The 16,668-nt window shown below is 65.8% G+C and carries 17 protein-coding genes; 12 read left to right on the top strand and 5 right to left on the bottom strand.

The window, feature by feature from the left end; genetic code table 11:
* Positions 1 to 78: 78 nt before the first annotated feature.
* Both aceA and FHT32_RS25755 read right to left on the bottom strand, forming a co-directional pair.
* Complete coding sequence (gene aceA / locus FHT32_RS25760) at positions 79 to 1,410, bottom strand: isocitrate lyase (RefSeq protein WP_176667431.1); 1,332 nt, start codon at positions 1,408 to 1,410, stop codon at positions 79 to 81.
* 206 nt (positions 1,411 to 1,616) lie between these two features.
* A complete protein-coding gene (locus tag FHT32_RS25755) occupies positions 1,617 to 2,030 on the bottom strand; it encodes a gamma-glutamylcyclotransferase (protein ID WP_176667430.1) in 414 nt (137 codons plus the stop codon).
* A gap of 42 nt (positions 2,031 to 2,072) precedes the next feature.
* Between FHT32_RS25755 and FHT32_RS25750 the strand changes: the two genes are divergently transcribed.
* Together FHT32_RS25750 and FHT32_RS25745 are read left to right on the top strand one after the other, a co-directional pair.
* Entirely contained in the window at positions 2,073 to 3,014 is a 942-nt protein-coding gene (locus FHT32_RS25750; RefSeq protein ID WP_176667429.1) for a DMT family transporter, read from the top strand.
* Between the two features lie 156 nt (positions 3,015 to 3,170).
* Positions 3,171 to 3,611 (top strand): SWIB/MDM2 domain-containing protein, encoded by a 441-nt coding sequence (locus FHT32_RS25745; RefSeq protein WP_176656515.1) that lies wholly within the window; start codon positions 3,171 to 3,173, stop codon positions 3,609 to 3,611.
* A 40-nt stretch (positions 3,612 to 3,651) separates the two neighbouring features.
* On the opposite strand, the gene FHT32_RS25740 is transcribed toward FHT32_RS25745, so the two are convergent.
* Entirely contained in the window at positions 3,652 to 4,431 is a 780-nt protein-coding gene (locus tag FHT32_RS25740) for a helix-turn-helix domain-containing protein (RefSeq protein ID WP_176667428.1), read from the bottom strand.
* Positions 4,432 to 4,534: 103 nt separating this feature from the next.
* Here FHT32_RS25740 and FHT32_RS25735 point away from each other — a divergent pair, with 103 nt between their 5' ends.
* Positions 4,535 to 4,825 carry a hypothetical protein gene (locus tag FHT32_RS25735; protein WP_176667427.1) on the top strand — a complete coding sequence of 97 codons (291 nt, stop codon included), beginning with the start codon at positions 4,535 to 4,537 and terminating at the stop codon, positions 4,823 to 4,825.
* On the opposite strand, the gene FHT32_RS25730 is transcribed toward FHT32_RS25735, so the two are convergent.
* Positions 4,794 to 6,515 carry a thiamine pyrophosphate-binding protein gene (locus tag FHT32_RS25730; RefSeq protein WP_176667426.1) on the bottom strand — a complete coding sequence of 574 codons (1,722 nt, stop codon included), beginning with the start codon at positions 6,513 to 6,515 and terminating at the stop codon, positions 4,794 to 4,796. The genes FHT32_RS25735 and FHT32_RS25730 overlap by 32 nt on opposite strands.
* A 93-nt stretch (positions 6,516 to 6,608) precedes the next feature.
* On the opposite strand from FHT32_RS25730, the gene FHT32_RS25725 reads away from it, so the two are divergent.
* From FHT32_RS25725 to FHT32_RS25685, 9 genes are all read left to right on the top strand, one after another.
* On the top strand, positions 6,609 to 7,277 hold the full coding sequence (locus FHT32_RS25725; protein WP_176667425.1) for a TetR/AcrR family transcriptional regulator: 669 nt from the start codon (positions 6,609 to 6,611) through the stop codon (positions 7,275 to 7,277).
* 286 nt (positions 7,278 to 7,563) lie between these two features.
* A complete protein-coding gene (locus FHT32_RS25720; RefSeq protein ID WP_176667424.1) occupies positions 7,564 to 8,559 on the top strand; it encodes a tripartite tricarboxylate transporter substrate binding protein in 996 nt (331 codons plus the stop codon).
* A 49-nt stretch (positions 8,560 to 8,608) separates the two neighbouring features.
* Complete coding sequence (locus FHT32_RS25715) at positions 8,609 to 9,382, top strand: ABC transporter permease (RefSeq protein WP_176667423.1); 774 nt, start codon at positions 8,609 to 8,611, stop codon at positions 9,380 to 9,382.
* A 48-nt stretch (positions 9,383 to 9,430) separates the two neighbouring features.
* Positions 9,431 to 10,432 (top strand): ABC transporter substrate-binding protein, encoded by a 1,002-nt coding sequence (locus FHT32_RS25710; RefSeq protein ID WP_176667422.1) that lies wholly within the window; start codon positions 9,431 to 9,433, stop codon positions 10,430 to 10,432.
* Between the two features lie 57 nt (positions 10,433 to 10,489).
* The gene (locus FHT32_RS25705; RefSeq protein ID WP_176667421.1) at positions 10,490 to 11,269 is read left to right on the top strand and encodes an ABC transporter ATP-binding protein; all 780 of its coding nucleotides are present in this window, start codon (positions 10,490 to 10,492) and stop codon (positions 11,267 to 11,269) included.
* Positions 11,270 to 11,285: 16 nt separating this feature from the next.
* Positions 11,286 to 12,713, top strand: a complete 1,428-nt coding sequence (locus tag FHT32_RS25700) for an enolase C-terminal domain-like protein (protein WP_176667420.1) — start codon at positions 11,286 to 11,288, stop codon at positions 12,711 to 12,713.
* Between the two features lie 48 nt (positions 12,714 to 12,761).
* Complete coding sequence (locus FHT32_RS25695) at positions 12,762 to 13,937, top strand: Gfo/Idh/MocA family protein (protein WP_176667419.1); 1,176 nt, start codon at positions 12,762 to 12,764, stop codon at positions 13,935 to 13,937.
* A 1-nt stretch (position 13,938) separates the two neighbouring features.
* The gene (locus tag FHT32_RS25690) at positions 13,939 to 15,126 is read left to right on the top strand and encodes a dihydrodipicolinate synthase family protein (protein ID WP_176667418.1); all 1,188 of its coding nucleotides are present in this window, start codon (positions 13,939 to 13,941) and stop codon (positions 15,124 to 15,126) included.
* Between the two features lie 8 nt (positions 15,127 to 15,134).
* Positions 15,135 to 16,013, top strand: coding sequence for a sugar phosphate isomerase/epimerase (locus FHT32_RS25685; RefSeq protein ID WP_176667417.1), 879 nt, complete (start codon positions 15,135 to 15,137; stop codon positions 16,011 to 16,013).
* Between the two features lie 409 nt (positions 16,014 to 16,422).
* Here the strand turns inward: FHT32_RS25685 and FHT32_RS25680 are convergent, their stop codons facing one another.
* Positions 16,423 to 16,659: a hypothetical protein gene (locus FHT32_RS25680; protein ID WP_176667416.1), complete on the bottom strand. Its 237-nt coding sequence runs from the start codon at positions 16,657 to 16,659 to the stop codon at positions 16,423 to 16,425.
* Positions 16,660 to 16,668 lie beyond the last annotated feature (9 nt).

Genomic DNA, 16,668 nt, shown 5'->3' with positions numbered 1-16,668 from the left:
CCCGACCTCATTGCGGCCGCAACAAAAAAGCCCGGCACAGGGCCGGGCTGAAAGTGACAGCGAAAACTGTCCGTCGGATCAGTGGAACTGTTCTTCCTCGGTCGAGCCCGACAGCGCCTTCACGCTGGAAGAGCCGCCCTGGATCACGGTAGTCACGTCGTCGAAGTAGCCCGCGCCCACTTCCTGCTGGTGCGACACGAAGGTGTAGCCCTTGTCGCGCGCGGCGAACTCGGGTTCCTGGACCATGTTCACGTAGTGCTTCATGCCTTCGCCGCGAGCGTATGCATGGGCGAACTGGAAGGTGTTGAACCAGTTGACGTGGATGCCGGCCAGCGTGATGAACTGGTACTTGTAGCCCAGCGCCGACAGGTCTTCCTGGAACGAGGCGATCTGCTTGTCGTCGAGGTTCTTCTTCCAGTTGAAGGAAGGCGAGCAGTTGTACGACAGCAGCTTGCCCGGGCAGGCGGCGTGCACGGCCTGCGCGAATTCGCGGGCGAAGCCGATGTCCGGCACGCCGGTCTCGCACCACACCAAGTCGGCGTACGGTGCGTAGGCCACGCCGCGGCTGATGGCCTGCTCCAGGCCGTTCTTGACGCGGTAGAAGCCCTCTTGCGTGCGTTCACCGGTCAGGAACGGCTTGTCGTTGGCGTCGTGGTCGGACGTGATCAGGTTCGCGGCTTCGGCATCGGTGCGGGCCAGGACGATGGTGGGCACGCCCAGCACGTCGGCAGCGAAGCGCGCGGCGATCAGCTTCTCGCAGGCTTCCTGCGTCGGCACGAGCACCTTGCCGCCCATGTGGCCGCACTTCTTCACGGCAGCCAGCTGGTCTTCGAAGTGCACGCCGGCGGCACCGGCGGTGATCATGTTCTTCATCAGCTCGAAGGCGTTGAGCACGCCGCCGAAACCGGCTTCCGCGTCGGCCACGATGGGCAGGAAGTAGTCGATGAACTCCTTGTCGCCCGGGTTGATGCCACGGCCCCACTGGATTTCATCAGCGCGGCGGAAGGTGTTGTTGATGCGACGGACCATCGTCGGCACCGAGTCGTAGGCGTAGAGCGACTGGTCGGGGTACATCGTCTCGGAGGTGTTGCCGTCGGCGGCGACCTGCCAGCCCGACAGGTACACGGCCTCGAGGCCGGCCTTGGCCTGCTGCATCGCCTGGCCGGCGGAGATCGCGCCGAAAGCGTTCACGTAGCCCTTCTTGGCGCCGCCGTTGATCTTGTCCCAGAGCTTCTCGGCACCGCGCTTGGCCAGCGTGTGCTCGATGGGGAATGAACCGCGCAGGCGCACGACGTCGGCTGCGCTGTAGCCGCGCTTGACGCCCTTCCAGCGGGGGTCGGTGGCCCATTCTTTCTCGAGTGCGGCGATCTGCTGTTCGCGGCTCAGTTGTTCTGTGAGGGTCTGGGGCATGGTCACTCCGTGAGGTTGGTTGAAGGTTGGGCGCTGCGGCCGTGGAGTTACTGTAACTCCCTGTCGGACTCTTATGTCTTATAGAAGACATATTTATCAATCAACAAAATCAACAAGTTACCGCGATATTCCTCAATGCAAAATTATTTTTCTCATATCGAGAAAAAATATTGCGGCGCAGCAGCCTTTAATTTCGCAATGCGCAATCAGTCTTTCGGTTGTGAAAACGATGCCCCTCCCAGCGCCGCATGAGCAATCCAGTCGCCGCTTTCGATCACGCGGCGGCTTGCGATGCGCGCCGGGTGGATCTCGTAGACCAGGCAATCGATCCACTGCCCCTCCACGCTCACACGCACACGACGCCTGATGTATTCGCCCAAGTCGTCGTCCGCCACTTCTTCCAGCACGTCGAGCGCCTCCTCTACCGCCGGCTCGACGACGTAGACCTCGCCCTTCACCCGCCCCGCGCCACCGAGCACGACGCCGGGATAGGCGCCGAAGTCGTAGAGCGTGCCGGCGATCTCCGCCTCACCCACCAGCAAGGGCTCGGGCCGGTAGCGCGCGATGTCGTTGCGCCCGCCGCGGCGCAGCGTGCCGTAAACAAAAACGTGGGGCATCATCGAAACCGCTTCCTTCCTTCGCAACAACAACACTTCAGTCTATTGAACTCCCCTGCCCACGCATCAGGCCGCCTCGTGGCCTATGGCTGCCTGGCCCTGAGCATGTCGCTCGTCGGCGGCTACGTCGCCCTCTCCAAGCCCCTCGTCGCCGCCTTTCCGGTGCTGCTGCTCGCCTGGCTGCGCTTCGGCATCGCGGCGCTGGCCATGCCGCACTGGCTCAAGCGGGCACCCGACGAGCCGCCGATGACCTCGCGCACCCGCTGGCTGGTGTTCCTGGAGTCGTTCCTCGGCAACTTCATGTTCTCGATCTGCATGCTCTTCGGCGTGAGCCTCACGAGCGCGGTGTCGGCGGGCGTGATCATGGCGTCGATTCCCGCCTGCGTTGCCGTCGCCAGCTGGCTCTTCCTGCGCGAGCGCATCACGGTGCGCATCGGGCTGGCGATCGCCTGCGCGGCGCTCGGCATCGGGCTGCTCGCGCTGTCGCCTGCGCACGCACCGGCGTCGCCTGCCGCCGCTTCCGCTTCTGCCGCTTCTGCCGCTTCGATGCCCTGGCTCGGCAACCTGCTCGTGTTCTGCGCGGTGCTCTGCGAGACGGCCTACGCCGTGATCGGCAAGTCGCTCACAGGGCGCCTCGGCCCGAAGCGCATCGCCTCGCTCATCAACCTCTGGGGCTTCGTCCTGTCGATGCCATTCGGCATCTGGTTCGCGCTGCAGTTCGACTTCACCGCCGTGCGCTTCGGCACCTGGGCGCTGCTGGTGGCCTACGCGCTCGCCGCGAGCATCTGGACCGTGTGGCTGTGGATGACCGGACTTCGCAACGTACCAGCCGCACAAGCGGGTGTTTTCACCGTGCTGCTGCCGGTGAGCGCAGCCCTCGTGGGCGTGCTCGTGCTCGGCGAAAACCTCTCTTCCCCACAGCTGATTGCGTTCGTCGTCGCTCTCGTCGGCGTGGTGCTCGCCACGTGGCCCGGGCGCCGAACGTGAAGAAGTGGCCTTCTCCCCTCTGAAAAAACAACAACTCCCAATGAAAAAAGCGCTTTTTCCCTTGGAAACGCGTTTTTTCTCCTTTAGCATCCGCATTGCCACTGGAGACGCAAGTTTTTCATTGGTGACTGTTTCAACCAAAAAAGGAAATCAACCATGGCAACTGCAAAGAAGGCTCCGGCCAAGAAAGCTCCGGCAAAGAAGGCCGCTCCTGCAAAGAAGGCTGCGGCTCCGGCAAAGAAGGCTGCACCGGCCAAGAAGGCGGCTCCTGCAAAGAAGGCCGCACCGGCCAAGAAGGCAGCTCCTGCAAAGAAGGCCCCCGCAAAGAAGGCCGCTCCCGCCAAGAAGCGCACGCCCAACGCCGCGTTCATGAAGGCACTGACCCCCAGCCCGGCACTGGCCGCCGTCGTCGGCTCCACGCCGCTGCCGCGCACCGCTGTCGTGAGCAAGCTGTGGGACTACATCAAGAAGAACAACCTTCAGGACAAGGCCAACAAGCGCAACATCAACGCCGACGCCAAGCTGAAGGAAATCTTCGGCAAGGCCCAGGTCTCGATGTTCGAACTGGCAGCGCTGATCGGCAAGCACGTCAAGTAAGCGCTCAGGGGCCTCGAGCTCCTGAATCGGAAAGCCCGCTTCAAGCGGGCTTTTTTTTCGCCTGCGGCAAGGCCACGCCCTCCTCGAAGAAGCGTGCCGGCGTACGGCCGAAGTGCTTGCGGAAGGCCTCGATGAAGGCGCTCACCGAGTTGTAGCCCACCGTCAATGCCACTGCCGTCACGGGCTCCGCCAGGCTCAGCAGTTCGACGGCCTTCAGCAACCGCGCCTGCTGGCGCCACTGTGCGAAGCTCAGTCCCGTCTCCGCGGCGAAGCGGCGGGTGAGCGTCCTTCGCGCCATGCCGATGCGAGCAGCCCATTCGTCGATGCCATCCGGCAAGGCGGGATCGTCGGCCAGCGCGGCTGCCATCGAAGCGAGGCGCCTGTCCTGCGGCATCGGCAGGTGCAGTGATACCACGCCGCTCGCGGCGAGTTCGTCGACAAGCACGCCCACCAGACGCGCACGGCGGGGCTCCAGCAGGGGCTCGGATGCATCCATGCCCGTCAGCCGATCCACCAGCGCACGCACCAGCGGCGTCGCCGCGAACACGTGCGGCACGCCCGGCAACGCCTGTGCCGTCATTGCATCGATGTGCAGGCTCCAGCCCGCGGTGGCGCCGAAGGTCTGAGCCGCATGGGCGCAGCGCGGCGCGATCCAGCCGATCCACCCCGGCGGCTGCACCCAGCGGCCCGACGGCGTCTCGATGACCTGAAGCCCCTCGCGCAAGGCGAACAGCTGTCCGGTCTCGTGCGAGTGATAGCCGGTGACGCGCGCCGCCTCGTAGGCGTTGATCCACAGCGTCGCGGGCGTCCGTTCAGCCATGGGTGGCCCGCCGGAGGTATCGATTGGCCCTGCCCCGCAAGCCCGAAGGAGCGGCGCTGCCTAGCATCGAAACCCTCTCAACTCCAACCAAGGAACAGCCTCCATGAAAGCCCAGGACGTACTCCCCGACGGCGAAGACTTCACCACCATCAACGGCCGCGCACTGCGCAAGGGATCGGTCGCAGCCTTCCTCGCCAACGCGCGCATCCTCGAGGACGCCGCCACATCCGCGGCAGAGCGGCAGGCCGCCGAGCAGGATTTCGCCTCGCTGATCCCCACCCTCGACGCGCTCGGCCTGTTCGACGTGTTCGAACTGCGCTCGCCGTTCCTGCGCGCGGAGGTGGCCCGCCATCGCGCCGCGCTCAGCCCTGCGCCTGCTTCGCCGAGCGCGTGATCGACGACAGCGTGCCGCGCGTGGTGATGACCTCGGGGTCGAGCGGAATCTCGATCAGCGTGCCGGTCTCGGCCTCCAGCGCGCGCAGCAGCGCCGCCTCGAACTGCGCCGTCTCCGTTACCCGTTCGGCCGCGTAGCCGTAGGCGCGCGCAAGCCCGCAGAAGTCGGGGTTGCGCAGCGCCGTGCCGCTGGTGCGTTCGGGGTACTCACGCTCCTGGTGCATGCGGATCGTGCCGAACATGCCGTTGTTGAGCAGCACGATGATGCTCTTGCCGCCGTGCTGCGAAGCCGTTGCGAGCTCCTGCCCCGTCATCAGGAAATCGCCGTCGCCGGCGATCGTGAAGGCCACGCGCCCCGTCGCCAGGTTGGCCGCGATACCCGCCGGCACGCCATAGCCCATCGCCCCGCTGGTCGGCGCTAGTTGCGTCTTCGCGCCCTTGGCCAGGCCGCTGTAGCGGAAGTAGCGATGCACCCAGCTCGCGAAGTTGCCCGCGCCGTTGGTGATGGCCGCGTCCGCCGGCAGATGCTTCTGCAGCAGCGCGACCACTTGCGCCATGTCGACCGAACCCCGCGGCGTTTCGGCGGGCATGCCGGCCAGCGGCTGGGGTACGAGGTTGGCTTCGTAGTCGGCATGGGCCTGCAGCGTCCATTCTTCCCACGGCAGCGTCGGCGGCGCGCTCAGCACTTCCAGGCTGCGCGCAGCCGCGCTCATGCCGGCGTTGATCGCCAGATCGGCCTGGTAGACGCGGTTGAGCTCCTCGGCGCTCGCGTGGATGTGCACCAGCGTCTGCTTCGCCTTGGGCGCCTCCAGCAGCGTGTAGCCGCTGGTGGTCATCTCGCCGAGGCGCGGGCCGATGGCGAGGATCAGGTCGGCGTCCTTCACGCGCTGCGCGAGCTTCGGATTGATGGCGATGCCGACGTCGCCCGCGTACTGCGGATGGTGGTTGTCGAAGGTGTCCTGGAAGCGGAAGGCATTCGCCACCGGCAGGCGCCAGTTCTCGGCGAAGCGCTGCAGCGCCTGCGCGGCCTGCGCCGTCCAGCCGCCGCCGCCGGCAATCACCAGCGGGCGCTGCGACTTCAGCAGCAGCTCGCGCAGGGTGCGCAGCGCGCCCGGATCGCTCCAGGGCTCCACCGCCTCCACGCGCGCCAGCGGACGCGCGGTGGTCTCGCTGCGCAGCATGTCTTCCGGCAGCACCAGCACCACCGGCCCCGGCCGGCCGTTCATCGCGGTGGCGAAGGCGCGCGCGATGTATTCGGGAATGCGGTTCGCGTCGTCGATACGCTCCACGCGCTTGGCGAAGCCCTTGGTGCTCGGGCCGAAGAAGCTGGCGTAGTCGACTTCCTGGAAGGCCTCGCGGTCGCGGAAGTCGCTGCCGACGTCGCCTACGAACAGCACCATCGGCGTGGAGTCCTGGAAGGCGTTGTGCACGCCGATCGACGCATTGGTCGCGCCCGGACCGCGGGTGACGAAGCACACGCCCGGCCGTCCCGTGAGCTTGCCGTGCGCCTCGGCCATGAAGGCGGCGCCGCCCTCCTGCCTGTTGACGACGAAGCGCGCGCGGTCGCGGTAGGCGTGGAAGCCGTCGAGCACCGCCAGGAAGCTCTCGCCGGGCACGCCGAATGCGATCTCCATGCCCTGTTCGACCAGGCATTCCACGATCAGGTGGCCCGCGGGTTGTGATGTACTCATGTGAAGAAAAACCTCGCTACGAATGTCTCCGGCAATTATGTGCGCCCGCTCCAGACGCCTTGCGTTAATTCCCCAACCAGTTAAATTCGCGCCATGAAGGCCCCCAAGGACCCCACGCCCGACATCGCGATCGAAGCGATCGAACCCCGCTCGCGCGATGCGGACAGGTCGCAGCTGGCCATCCTCGCATCGGCGCGCGACGAGTTCTCCTCACGCGGGCTCGCTGGCGCGCGCATGGACAGCATCGCCGAGCGCGCAGGCCTCAACAAGCGCCTCATCTACTACTACTTCGGCAGCAAGGACGACCTGTTCCTCGCGGTGCTGGAGCGCGTCTATGCGGACATCCGCGAAGCCGAGCAGCGCCTTCACCTCGAAGAGATCGACCCCGTGGAGGCGATTCGCCAGCTGGTGTCGTTCACCTGGAACTACTACCTCGAGCACCCGGAATTCATCACGCTGCTCAACAGCGAAAACCTGCACTGTGCGGCGCACCTGAAACGCTCGGACCGCATCCAGGAGATGAACTCGCCGCTGGTTCAACTGCTCGACACGGTGCTGGAACGCGGCCGCCGCGACGACCTGTTCCGTGCAGGCGTGGATCCGGTGCAGCTCTACATCTCCATCGCCTCGCTCTGCTACTTCTATCTCTCGAACAACCACACGCTCTCGGCCATCTTCGGCCGCGACCTGCGTGCACCCAAGGCGATGGCGCAGCGCCTCTCGCACATGACCGACCTGGTCCTGGGCTACGTCCTGAAATAGGTTCGCCCCCAGGCTCGCGCACTTCGTGTCGCTTCGCCACCCCCTACCGGGGGCGACACCGGTGGCCCGACAAAGCCGGTTCCACGGTGTTCCTGGCCTTGGGCCGCGCCGGTTCCAACGGTCGTGAACGGCGCAGTTGCGCCCGAAAACCACTGAACCTCCTCCTGCGGGTATTCACTAGGGAGCGCCCGTTGACGCTCCCGCGCGGCCGTTCCTACAATCAATAATTCACTCAATGGTGAATTGATCGATTCCAAGAATGCGGCCCGACCGCGCGGAGACATTCATGAAGTTCATTGCCAGCAGCACCGCACGCACCACCGTCCTTGCCTCGCTGACCTGCATCGCGGCGCTGCTGCCGGGGCTGGCGGCGGCGCAGAACGGTTATCCGAACAAGCCGATCCGCGTGATCGTTCCCTTTGCGGCGGGCAGCACCACGGACATCATTGCCCGCGCGATCACCGACAAGATGAGCGCCAGCATGGGCCAGACGCTGGTGATCGACAACCGCGGCGGTGCCAGCGGCACCATCGGCCAGCAGGCCGTGGCCGCGGCGGCGCCGGACGGCTACACGGTGATGATCCATTCGTCGTCGCACACGGTGAGCCCCTCCACCTTCGCCAAGCTGCCGTTCGACACGGTGCACGACTTCGCTGGCGTCACGCCGATCTCTTCGCTGCCCAATGCGCTGGTGATCTCGCCGAGCAAGAACATCAAGACGCTGCCGCAGTTGCTGGCCGCGGCGCGCGCCAAGCCCGGCAGCATGAACTTCGCCTCGGCCGGCCAGGGCAGCGCCACGCACCTGAATGCCGAGAAGTTCAAGATGGCCGCCAAGATCGATGCCACCAACATCCCCTTCAAGGGATCGGGCGAGGCCGTGACCGAGGTGCTTTCGGGCCGCGTCGACTACTACTTTTCGCCCATCGCGCCGGTCATCGGCCAGATCAAGGAAGGCCAGCTGCTGGCGCTGGCCGTGGGCTCGCCCAAACGCGCGGCTGCGTTGCCCGACGTGCCCACCACCAGCGAAGCCGGCGTGCCCGGCTCGGAGTTCAACTTCTGGATCGGAATGATGGCGCCGGCCAAGACGCCGCGCGACGTCGTCGAGCGCCTGCACGCCGAGGTGGCGAAGGCACTGGCCACACCCGAGGTGAAGGAGCGCTTCGCCAAGCTGGGCGCCGACCCGTGGACGCTCAAGCCCGAGCAGTTCGACGCCTACATCAAGGAAGAGATCGCGAGCAACGCTCAGCTCGTGAAGGCCGCCGGCCTCTCGGTCCAACAGTAAGCAACGCAAGCCATCCCGAACGCTCCTCCTGAAAGCCCCGGCTCCCGCCATGTTCCGCAAGCTCCTGCTCTCCCCGGCCCTGCGCCCCTTCATCCTGATCCTGTTGCTGCTGGTGCTGTGGGACCTGGCGATCCGCCTGTTCAAGATTCCGGCGTACCTCATTCCCCCGCCGTGGGAGGTCGTGAAGCAGCTCGTGGCCGAATGGCCGCGCCTGCTCGCTGAGAGCTGGAAGACCACGCTCGCCACGCTCGGCGGCTTCGGGCTGACCATCCTGATCGGCATTCCGATCGCGATGGTCATCGCCTACTCGCGCGTCGTCGAGTCGTACGTCTATCCGCTGCTGGTGTTCTCGCAGAGCATTCCCAAGGTGGCGATCGCGCCGCTCTTCGTGGTGTGGTTCGGCTTCGGCATCTTCCCGAAGGTGATCAGCGCCTTCCTGCTGGGCTTCTTTCCGGTGGTGGTGTCCACGGTGATGGGCTTCAAGTCGGTGGAGCCCGACATGCTCGACCTGTCGCGCTCGATGGGCGCGAGCCGGCTGCAGACCTTCTTCAAGATCAGCCTGCCGCAGGCGCTGCCCCAGATCTTCAGCGGGCTGAAGGTGTCGGTCACGCTGGCGGTGGTGGGCGCCGTGGTCGGCGAGTTCGTCGGCTCCAACTCGGGCATCGGCTACGTGCTGCAGGTGGCCAACGGCAACTTCGACCTGCCTCTGATGTTCGCCGCGCTGGTGGTGCTGTCGAGCATCGGCGTCATTCTTTTCGTCGCCGTCGACCTGGTCGAGCGCGTGATGATTCCGTGGCACGCATCGCAGCGCCACACGCATTGAGTTCACCGAGTTCCTTCGCAAAAGCCAACAACTCCCGGAGACAACACCATGAAGAAACTGCTCCCCACGCTGCTCGCAGCAGCCGCGCTCGCCACCTTCGCCGTCGCCCCGGCGCACGCCCAGGGCGACAAGCCCAAGGACAAGGTCACGCTGATGCTCAACTGGTACCTGTACAGCGAGCACGCGCCCTTCTTCCTGGGCAAGGAAAAGGGCTTCTACGCCGAGGAAGGCATCGACCTCGACATCCAGGAAGGCCGCGGCTCCGCAGTCACGGCGCAAGCTGTTGCCGCCAAGTCGGCGACCTTCGGCTACATCGACGTCACGACCATGATCAAGGCCGCCGCCAAGGGCGCGCCGCTGAAGTCGACCGGCGTGCTGTTCCAGGTGAGCCCGATGTCGGTGATGGGCTTCACCGAGAAGAACATCAAGACGCCGAAGGACATCATCGGCAAGACCGTGGCGGTGACACCGGGCGACTCGATGTCGCAGATGTGGCCGCTCTTCCTGAAGATGAACGACATCAAGCCCGACCAGATCAAGACCGTCTCGGGCGACGCGCAGACCAAGCTCAATGCGGTGATCAACGGCCAGGCCGACCTGCTGCTCGGCTACGTGATGGACCAGGCCATCAAGCTGCAGGACACCACCGGCAAGCCGGTCACGCCGATCCGCTTCGCAGACTCTGGCGTGAACCAGATCAGCTCCGGCATCATCACCAACAAGAACCTGCTGACCGAGAACCCCGACCTGGTGAAGCGCTTCATGCGCGCCTCCACCAAGGCCGCCGAAGCCGCCGAGAAGAGCCCCGAGGCCGCGGTCGACGCGATGCTCAAGGCCAACCCCAAGGCCGGCGTGCGCGACACGCTCATCGTGGGCATGAAGCAGAGCGTGGCGCTCTATCACACGAAGGAGACCGCCAACCAGCGTCCCTTCCGCGTGCAGATGAAGAACGTCAACGACTCGCTCGACCTGCTGGTGCAGTACGGTGGCATGGATGCCGCCACGCGCGGCAAGCCCGAAGACTATGTGACCCTCGACTTCCTGCCCTGACCTTCCCTCTCTCCTGAATCCGCGCGCCTTCCGCAGCAGTCACCTCTCACGCATTCCATGTCCCAAGTCAACCTGATCGAAGCGCGCGGCGTCTCGAAGATCTACCCCAGCAAGGACGGCCCGGTCGAGTCGCTCAAGCCGCTCGACTTCGCCATCAAGGAAGGCGAGTTCGTCTCCGTCGTCGGCCCTTCGGGCTGCGGCAAGAGCACGCTGCTGAAGATGGTGGCGGGCCTGCTGCCCATCAGCGGCGGCAGCCTCACGCTGGCAGGCCACCCGATCAAGGGCCCGCAGAAGGACGTGGGCATCGTGTTCCAGAGCGCGGTGCTGCTGCCCTGGCGCAGCGTGGAAGACAACATCCTGCTGCAGGCGGAGATGCGCCACATGCCGATGGAGTCGGCCAGGGCGCGCGCCCGCGAGCTGATGGAGATGACCGGCCTCAAGGGCTTCGAGAAGAAGTACCCGTGGCAGCTCTCGGGCGGCATGCAGCAGCGCGCGTCGATCTGCCGCGCCCTGCTGCACGACCCCTCGGTGCTGTTGATGGACGAGCCCTTCGGCGCGCTCGACGCGATGACGCGCGAAAAGATGAACCTGGAGCTGCAGCGCATCTGGATGACGTCGAAGAAGACGGTGATGCTCATCACCCACAGCATTCCAGAAGCCATCTTCCTGTCGGACCGCGTGATGGTGATGAGCGAGCGCCCCGGCTCCATTGCCGCCGTGTACGACATCGACCTGCCGCGCCCGCGCACGCTCGACGTGATGGCCTCGCCGGAGTTCGGCGCCTACACGAAGCTGGTGCGCGCGCATTTCTACTCGCAAGGCATCCTGGACCACTGAAGAGCAGATGCAGGCCATGGACGCGATCCGCTTTCACGTCGAGGAGATCCGCTTCGCCGAGCGCAACGTGGCGCTGCGGCTGCCCTTCCGCTTCGGCGCCGCCACCGTCACGGCCTGCCCGCAGGTCTATGTGAAGGCGCGCATCCGCTTCGCCGACGGCCGCACGGCCGAGGGCTGTGCGGCGGAGATGATGATTCCGAAGTGGTTCGACAAGAACCCGGCACTCAACAACGAGCAGAACTTCGAGCAGCTGCGCTTCGCGCTGCGCGACGCCCGCGAGGCCTACACCGCCGAGCCCGATGCGCAGACCGCCTGGACGCACTTCGCCTCCAACTACGCCGCGCTGCAGTCGCGCGCCAGGGCCAAGGGCCTGCAGCCGCTGGTGGCGAGCTACGGCCCGGCGCTGATCGACCGCGCCCTGCTCGATGCGCTGTGCCTGCACAGCGGCACGAGCTTCGCGGCGGCGATGAGCGGCAACCTCTGCGGCATCGACATCGCCGGCAGCGGCCTGGCCGACGACCTCGCAGGCTTCGACATGCCGGCCTTCCTGGCGAAGCAGTCACCGCGCAGCCGCATCGCCGCGCGCCACACGGTCGGTCTGGCGGACGCCATCGACGAGTACGACGCCTCGCCCGACGCTCCCTCCGATGGCTTGCCCACAACTCTGCAGGCCGCCGTACAGCGCTACGGCCACACCCACTTCAAGCTCAAGCTGTGCGGCAACACCGCGCAGGACATCGACCGGCTCCAGCGCATCGCCCGCGTGATCGACGGCCAGGCGCAGTTGGTCACGCTCGACGGCAACGAGCAGTACGCGGATGCCGACGACTTCGCCACCTTCCTCGACCGCATGCTTTCCACTCCTACGCTGTGGAAGCTCGCGCAGAAGACGGTGTTCGTCGAACAGCCGATTCGCCGCGATGCGGCACTGCAGCGCGACGTGTCATTGGGCAAGCGCATTCCGCTGCTCATCGACGAATCGGACGCCTCGCTCGACGCCTTCGTGCAGGCTCGCGCACTGGGCTACACCGGCGTGTCGAGCAAGAGCTGCAAGGGCTTCTACAAGTCGGTGATCAATGCCGCGCGCTGCGCGCAGTGGAATGCCGCGCTCGAGAAGCCGCGCTACTTTCTCTCCGGCGAAGACCTGACCATGCAGGCCGGCATCGGCGTGCAGCAGGACCTGGCACTCGTCGCCTGGCTCGGCCTTTCGCACGTCGAGCGCAACGGCCACCACTACGTCAACGGCCTGGCGGCGGCGCCCGAGGCCGAGCAGCAGGCGCTGCTGCGCGCCCACCCCGGGCTCTACGAAACCAGCGACGGCGCAGTGCGCCTCGCCATCCGCGAAGGGCAGCTCGACCTGTCCTCGCTCAACGCCGCGCCCGGCTTCGCCACCGGCAAGCCAGGCGCAGGCATCTCGTGGGACGCGATGCGTTCCGTCTACTGAAGCGCGCGTCCAGCCCGCACCAATCTCTCGCACCCAAGGAAGAAAACGATGGCCACCCAACGTCTAGGAATCATCATGCACGGCGTCACCGGGCGCATGGGCATGAACCAGCATCTGATCCGCTCGATCTGCGCCATCCGCGCCCAGGGCGGCGTCACGCTGTCGAACGGCGACAAGGTCATGCCCGACCCGATCCTCATCGGCCGCAACGCCGAGAAGATGGAAGCGCTCGCCAAGGCGCACAACATCCCGCGCTGGGGCACCGACCTCGACAAGGCGCTGGAGAACAAGGACGACACCATCTTCTTCGACGCCGGCACCACGCAGATGCGCCCCGCCCTGCTGGCCAAGGCCATCCGCGCCGGCAAGCACGTCTACTGCGAGAAGCCCATCGCCACCAACCTCAACGAGGCGGTCGAGATCGCCCGCCTTGCCGAGGAAGCCACGAAGACCCAAGGCCTGAAGCACGGCGCCGTGCAGGACAAGCTCTTCCTGCCCGGCCTGCGCAAGCTCGACATGCTGCGCCGCGCCGGCTTCTTCGGCCGCATGCTCAGCGTGCGCCTGGAGTTCGGCTACTGGGTGTTCGAGGGCGACCTGCAGCCCATCCAGCGCCCGAGCTGGAACTACCGCAAGGAAGACGGCGGCGGGATGATCCTGGACATGATGTGCCACTGGCGCTACGTGCTCGACAACCTGTTCGGCGAAGTGAAGTCGGTGAGCTGCCTGGGCACCACCCACATCCCGACGCGCTGGGACGAGGCCGGCAAGCCCTACGAGGCCACCGCCGACGACGCCGCCTACGCCACATGCGAACTCACCGGCCACAACGGCGAGCCAGTCATCGCGCAGATCAACATGAGCTGGGTCACGCGCGTGCGCCGCGACGACCTGGTGACGTTCCACGTCGACGGCACCGACGGCTCGGCCGTGGCGGGCCTTTCGAGCTGCCGCGCCCAGTCGCGCGTGGCCACGCCGCGCCCGGTATGGAACCCCGACGAGAAGCAGACCATGAACTTCTTCGACCAGTGGCAGGAGATTCCGGACTCGCAGGTGTATGACAACGGCTTCAAGATCCAGTGGGAGCATTTCATCCGCCACGTGGTGGAAGACGCGCCCTACAAGTGGACGCTGCCCGAAGGCGCCAAGGGCGTGCAGCTGGTCGAGGCCGCGCTCGAGTCGTGGAAGGACCGCCGCTGGGTCGACGTGCCCACGCTGAAAGTCTGACATGGCTCTTTCGCTGAACCTCCCCACCGCCAGCGGCACGCTCGCACCCTACGCGCTGCGCGGCATCGCGCCGGTGAAGCCCGATGCGGGCGTCAAGTTCAACCGCATCGCCTACTCGGCCGCCCACGTGGTGGCCGACCCGACGGCCGCCATCGACCCGTGGCTGCAGTGCGCGGTCGACTGGGACACCACCATCGCCTACCGCCGCCACCTGTTCTCGCTGGGCCTGGGCGTGGCCGAGGCCATGGACACCGCGCAGCGCGGCATGGGCCTCGACTGGCCCACCTCGCTGGAGCTGATCCGCCGCTCGCTCGACGCAGCGAAGGACGTGCCCGGCGCGCTGGTCGCCTCGGGTTGCGGCACCGACCACCTGGACATCGACAGCGTGAAGAGCGTCGACGACGTGATTCGCGGCTACGAGGAGCAGATGGCCGCCATCGAGGCGCTCGGCGGCAAGCTGATCGTCATGGCCAGCCGCGCGCTGGCCCGCGTGGCGAAGAGCCCCGCCGACTACGAGCGCGTGTACGACCGCATCCTGAGCCAGGCGAAGCAGCCGGTGGTGCTGCATTGGCTGGGCGACATGTTCGATCCTGCGCTGGCGGGCTACTGGGGCACCAAGAACGCCGATGCGGCTATGGACACGGCACTGGGCATCATCGCCGCCCACCCCGACAAGGTAGACGGCATCAAGATCTCCCTGCTCGACAAGGACAAGGAGATCGCGATGCGCCGCCGCCTGCCGCCGGGCGTGCGCATGTACACCGGCGACGACTTCAACTACGCCGAGCTGATCGCGGGCGACGGCGTCGGCAGCGAACCCACGCACGGCAAGAGCGATGCGCTGCTGGGCATCTTCGACGCGATCGCGCCGGCGGCCAGCGCAGCCCTGGGTGCGCTGGCGCGAGGCAACGAAAAGAAGTTCCACGACATCCTCGGCCCCACGGTGCCGCTGTCGCGCCACATCTTTGCCGCGCCCACGCGCTTCTACAAGACCGGCGTGGTGTTCATGGCGTGGCTGAATGGCCACCAGAAGCACTTCACGATGGTCGGCGGCCAGCAGAGCACGCGCTCGCTGCAGCACTTCGCGGAACTCTTCAGGCTGGCCGACGCGGCCAACCTGCTGGAGCAGCCCGAGCTGGCGGTGCAGCGCATGAAGACGCTGCTGGCTTTGCACGGCGTGGAAGGCTGAAGACGAGCATGCGCGACTTCTCGCAGAACCACGACTGGCTCTCGATCAACACCGCCACGGTGCGCAAGCAGTCGGGCGCCGAGGTGCCGCTGGACCGCATCATCGACCAGTGCGCCGAGCGCGGCATCCGCGCGATCAGCCCCTGGCGCGACCAGGTCGCGGCGGTCGGCCTCGACAAGGTTGCGAAGCAGCTGAAGGCGCACGGCATCGGCCTCTCTGGCTATTGCCGCGGCGGCTTCTTCCCCTCGCCCGATGCGGCCGGCCTGAAGGCCGCGCTCGACGACAACCGCCGCGCCATCGACGAGGCGAAGACGCTCGACGCTCCCTGCCTCGTGCTGGTGGTCGGCGCCCTGCCCGGCGCGCTCGAAGGCAAGGCCGCCTACAAGGACATCGGCCGCGCCCGCAATGAAGTGCGCGACGGCATCGCCGCCTCGCTCGAATACGCCCGCGAGGTCGGCATGCCGCTCGCCATCGAGCCCCTGCACCCGATGCAGGCGGCCGACCGCGCGTGCATCAACACGCTCGAACATGCGCTCGACCTGTGCGACGAACTCGACGCGGGCAGGAGCGGCATGCTCGGCGTGGCCCTGGACATCTACCACGTGTGGTGGGACCCGAAACTGCAGCAGCAGATCGTCCGCGCCGGCCGCGAGCGCCTGCTGGCGTATCACGTCTGCGACTGGCTCACGCCTACGCGCGATCTGCTGAGTGACCGCGGGATGATGGGCGATGGCGTGGTCGAGCTGAAAAAGATCCGCGGGTGGGCGGAAGACGCGGGCTTTGCAGGGTTCAGCGAGGTGGAGATTTTTTCGAACCTCGACTGGTGGCAGCGGCCTGGGGATGAGACGCTGGACGTCTGCATCGAGCGGCACAAGCAGGCTGTCTAACACTGCTCTGTGCTCGCGTTGTTCAGGGCGAGTGCACAGGCCACGGGTACGCCTCTTCGCGAATGTCCCCCCGGGCTTCGCCCTCGTCCTTACTTCGCTGCGGGTATCGCTGCACGACGCTTCGATCTCGCGCGCGTCAACTACTAATGCGACTGACCGCTCATGCCCGTGTTTGCTGATACCCAAGCTTTGCGCCAGTCACGGCGAATGGCCGAACTGAGCGACTATGCCCGGCGCATCGTGGCCTCGGCGCATCTTTGACCCTGCCACCAAGTGCAGCAGTTTTCTTGCTGCACCAAGGCCACTGCTTCACTTATGTTCTGGCAGATGGCACCTTCGATAGCTCAGCAATCCAGCGGATCGAGCCGTTTGTCGCACCGTATTCAGGCTATCGACCGTAAACCTCCAATCACCGCATGGTCAGATCCAGACCTATCCAATTGCAAAACTCAAAGGTGAGGAAGAGCACGAGGAACGCAGAAGCGACGAACGCCGAGCCCACCTGGATGGATGTCAGGACCACTGCAGCTGTCTTTTGATTCTTGTACTTCTGTCCCCGTTCGTAATGCCACTTGACGGCCAAATACATGCCCACGCTGAGCACGAGAACCTTAAAAATAACAAAAGAGATAGGGATTGAATTCATGATTGAAAA

This window comes from Variovorax sp. SG517 (genome assembly GCF_013376045.1).
Classification (GTDB): domain Bacteria; phylum Pseudomonadota; class Gammaproteobacteria; order Burkholderiales; family Burkholderiaceae_C; genus Variovorax.
Note: the sequence above shows the minus strand (reverse complement) of the source record. Positions and strands in the feature narration are given on the sequence as shown.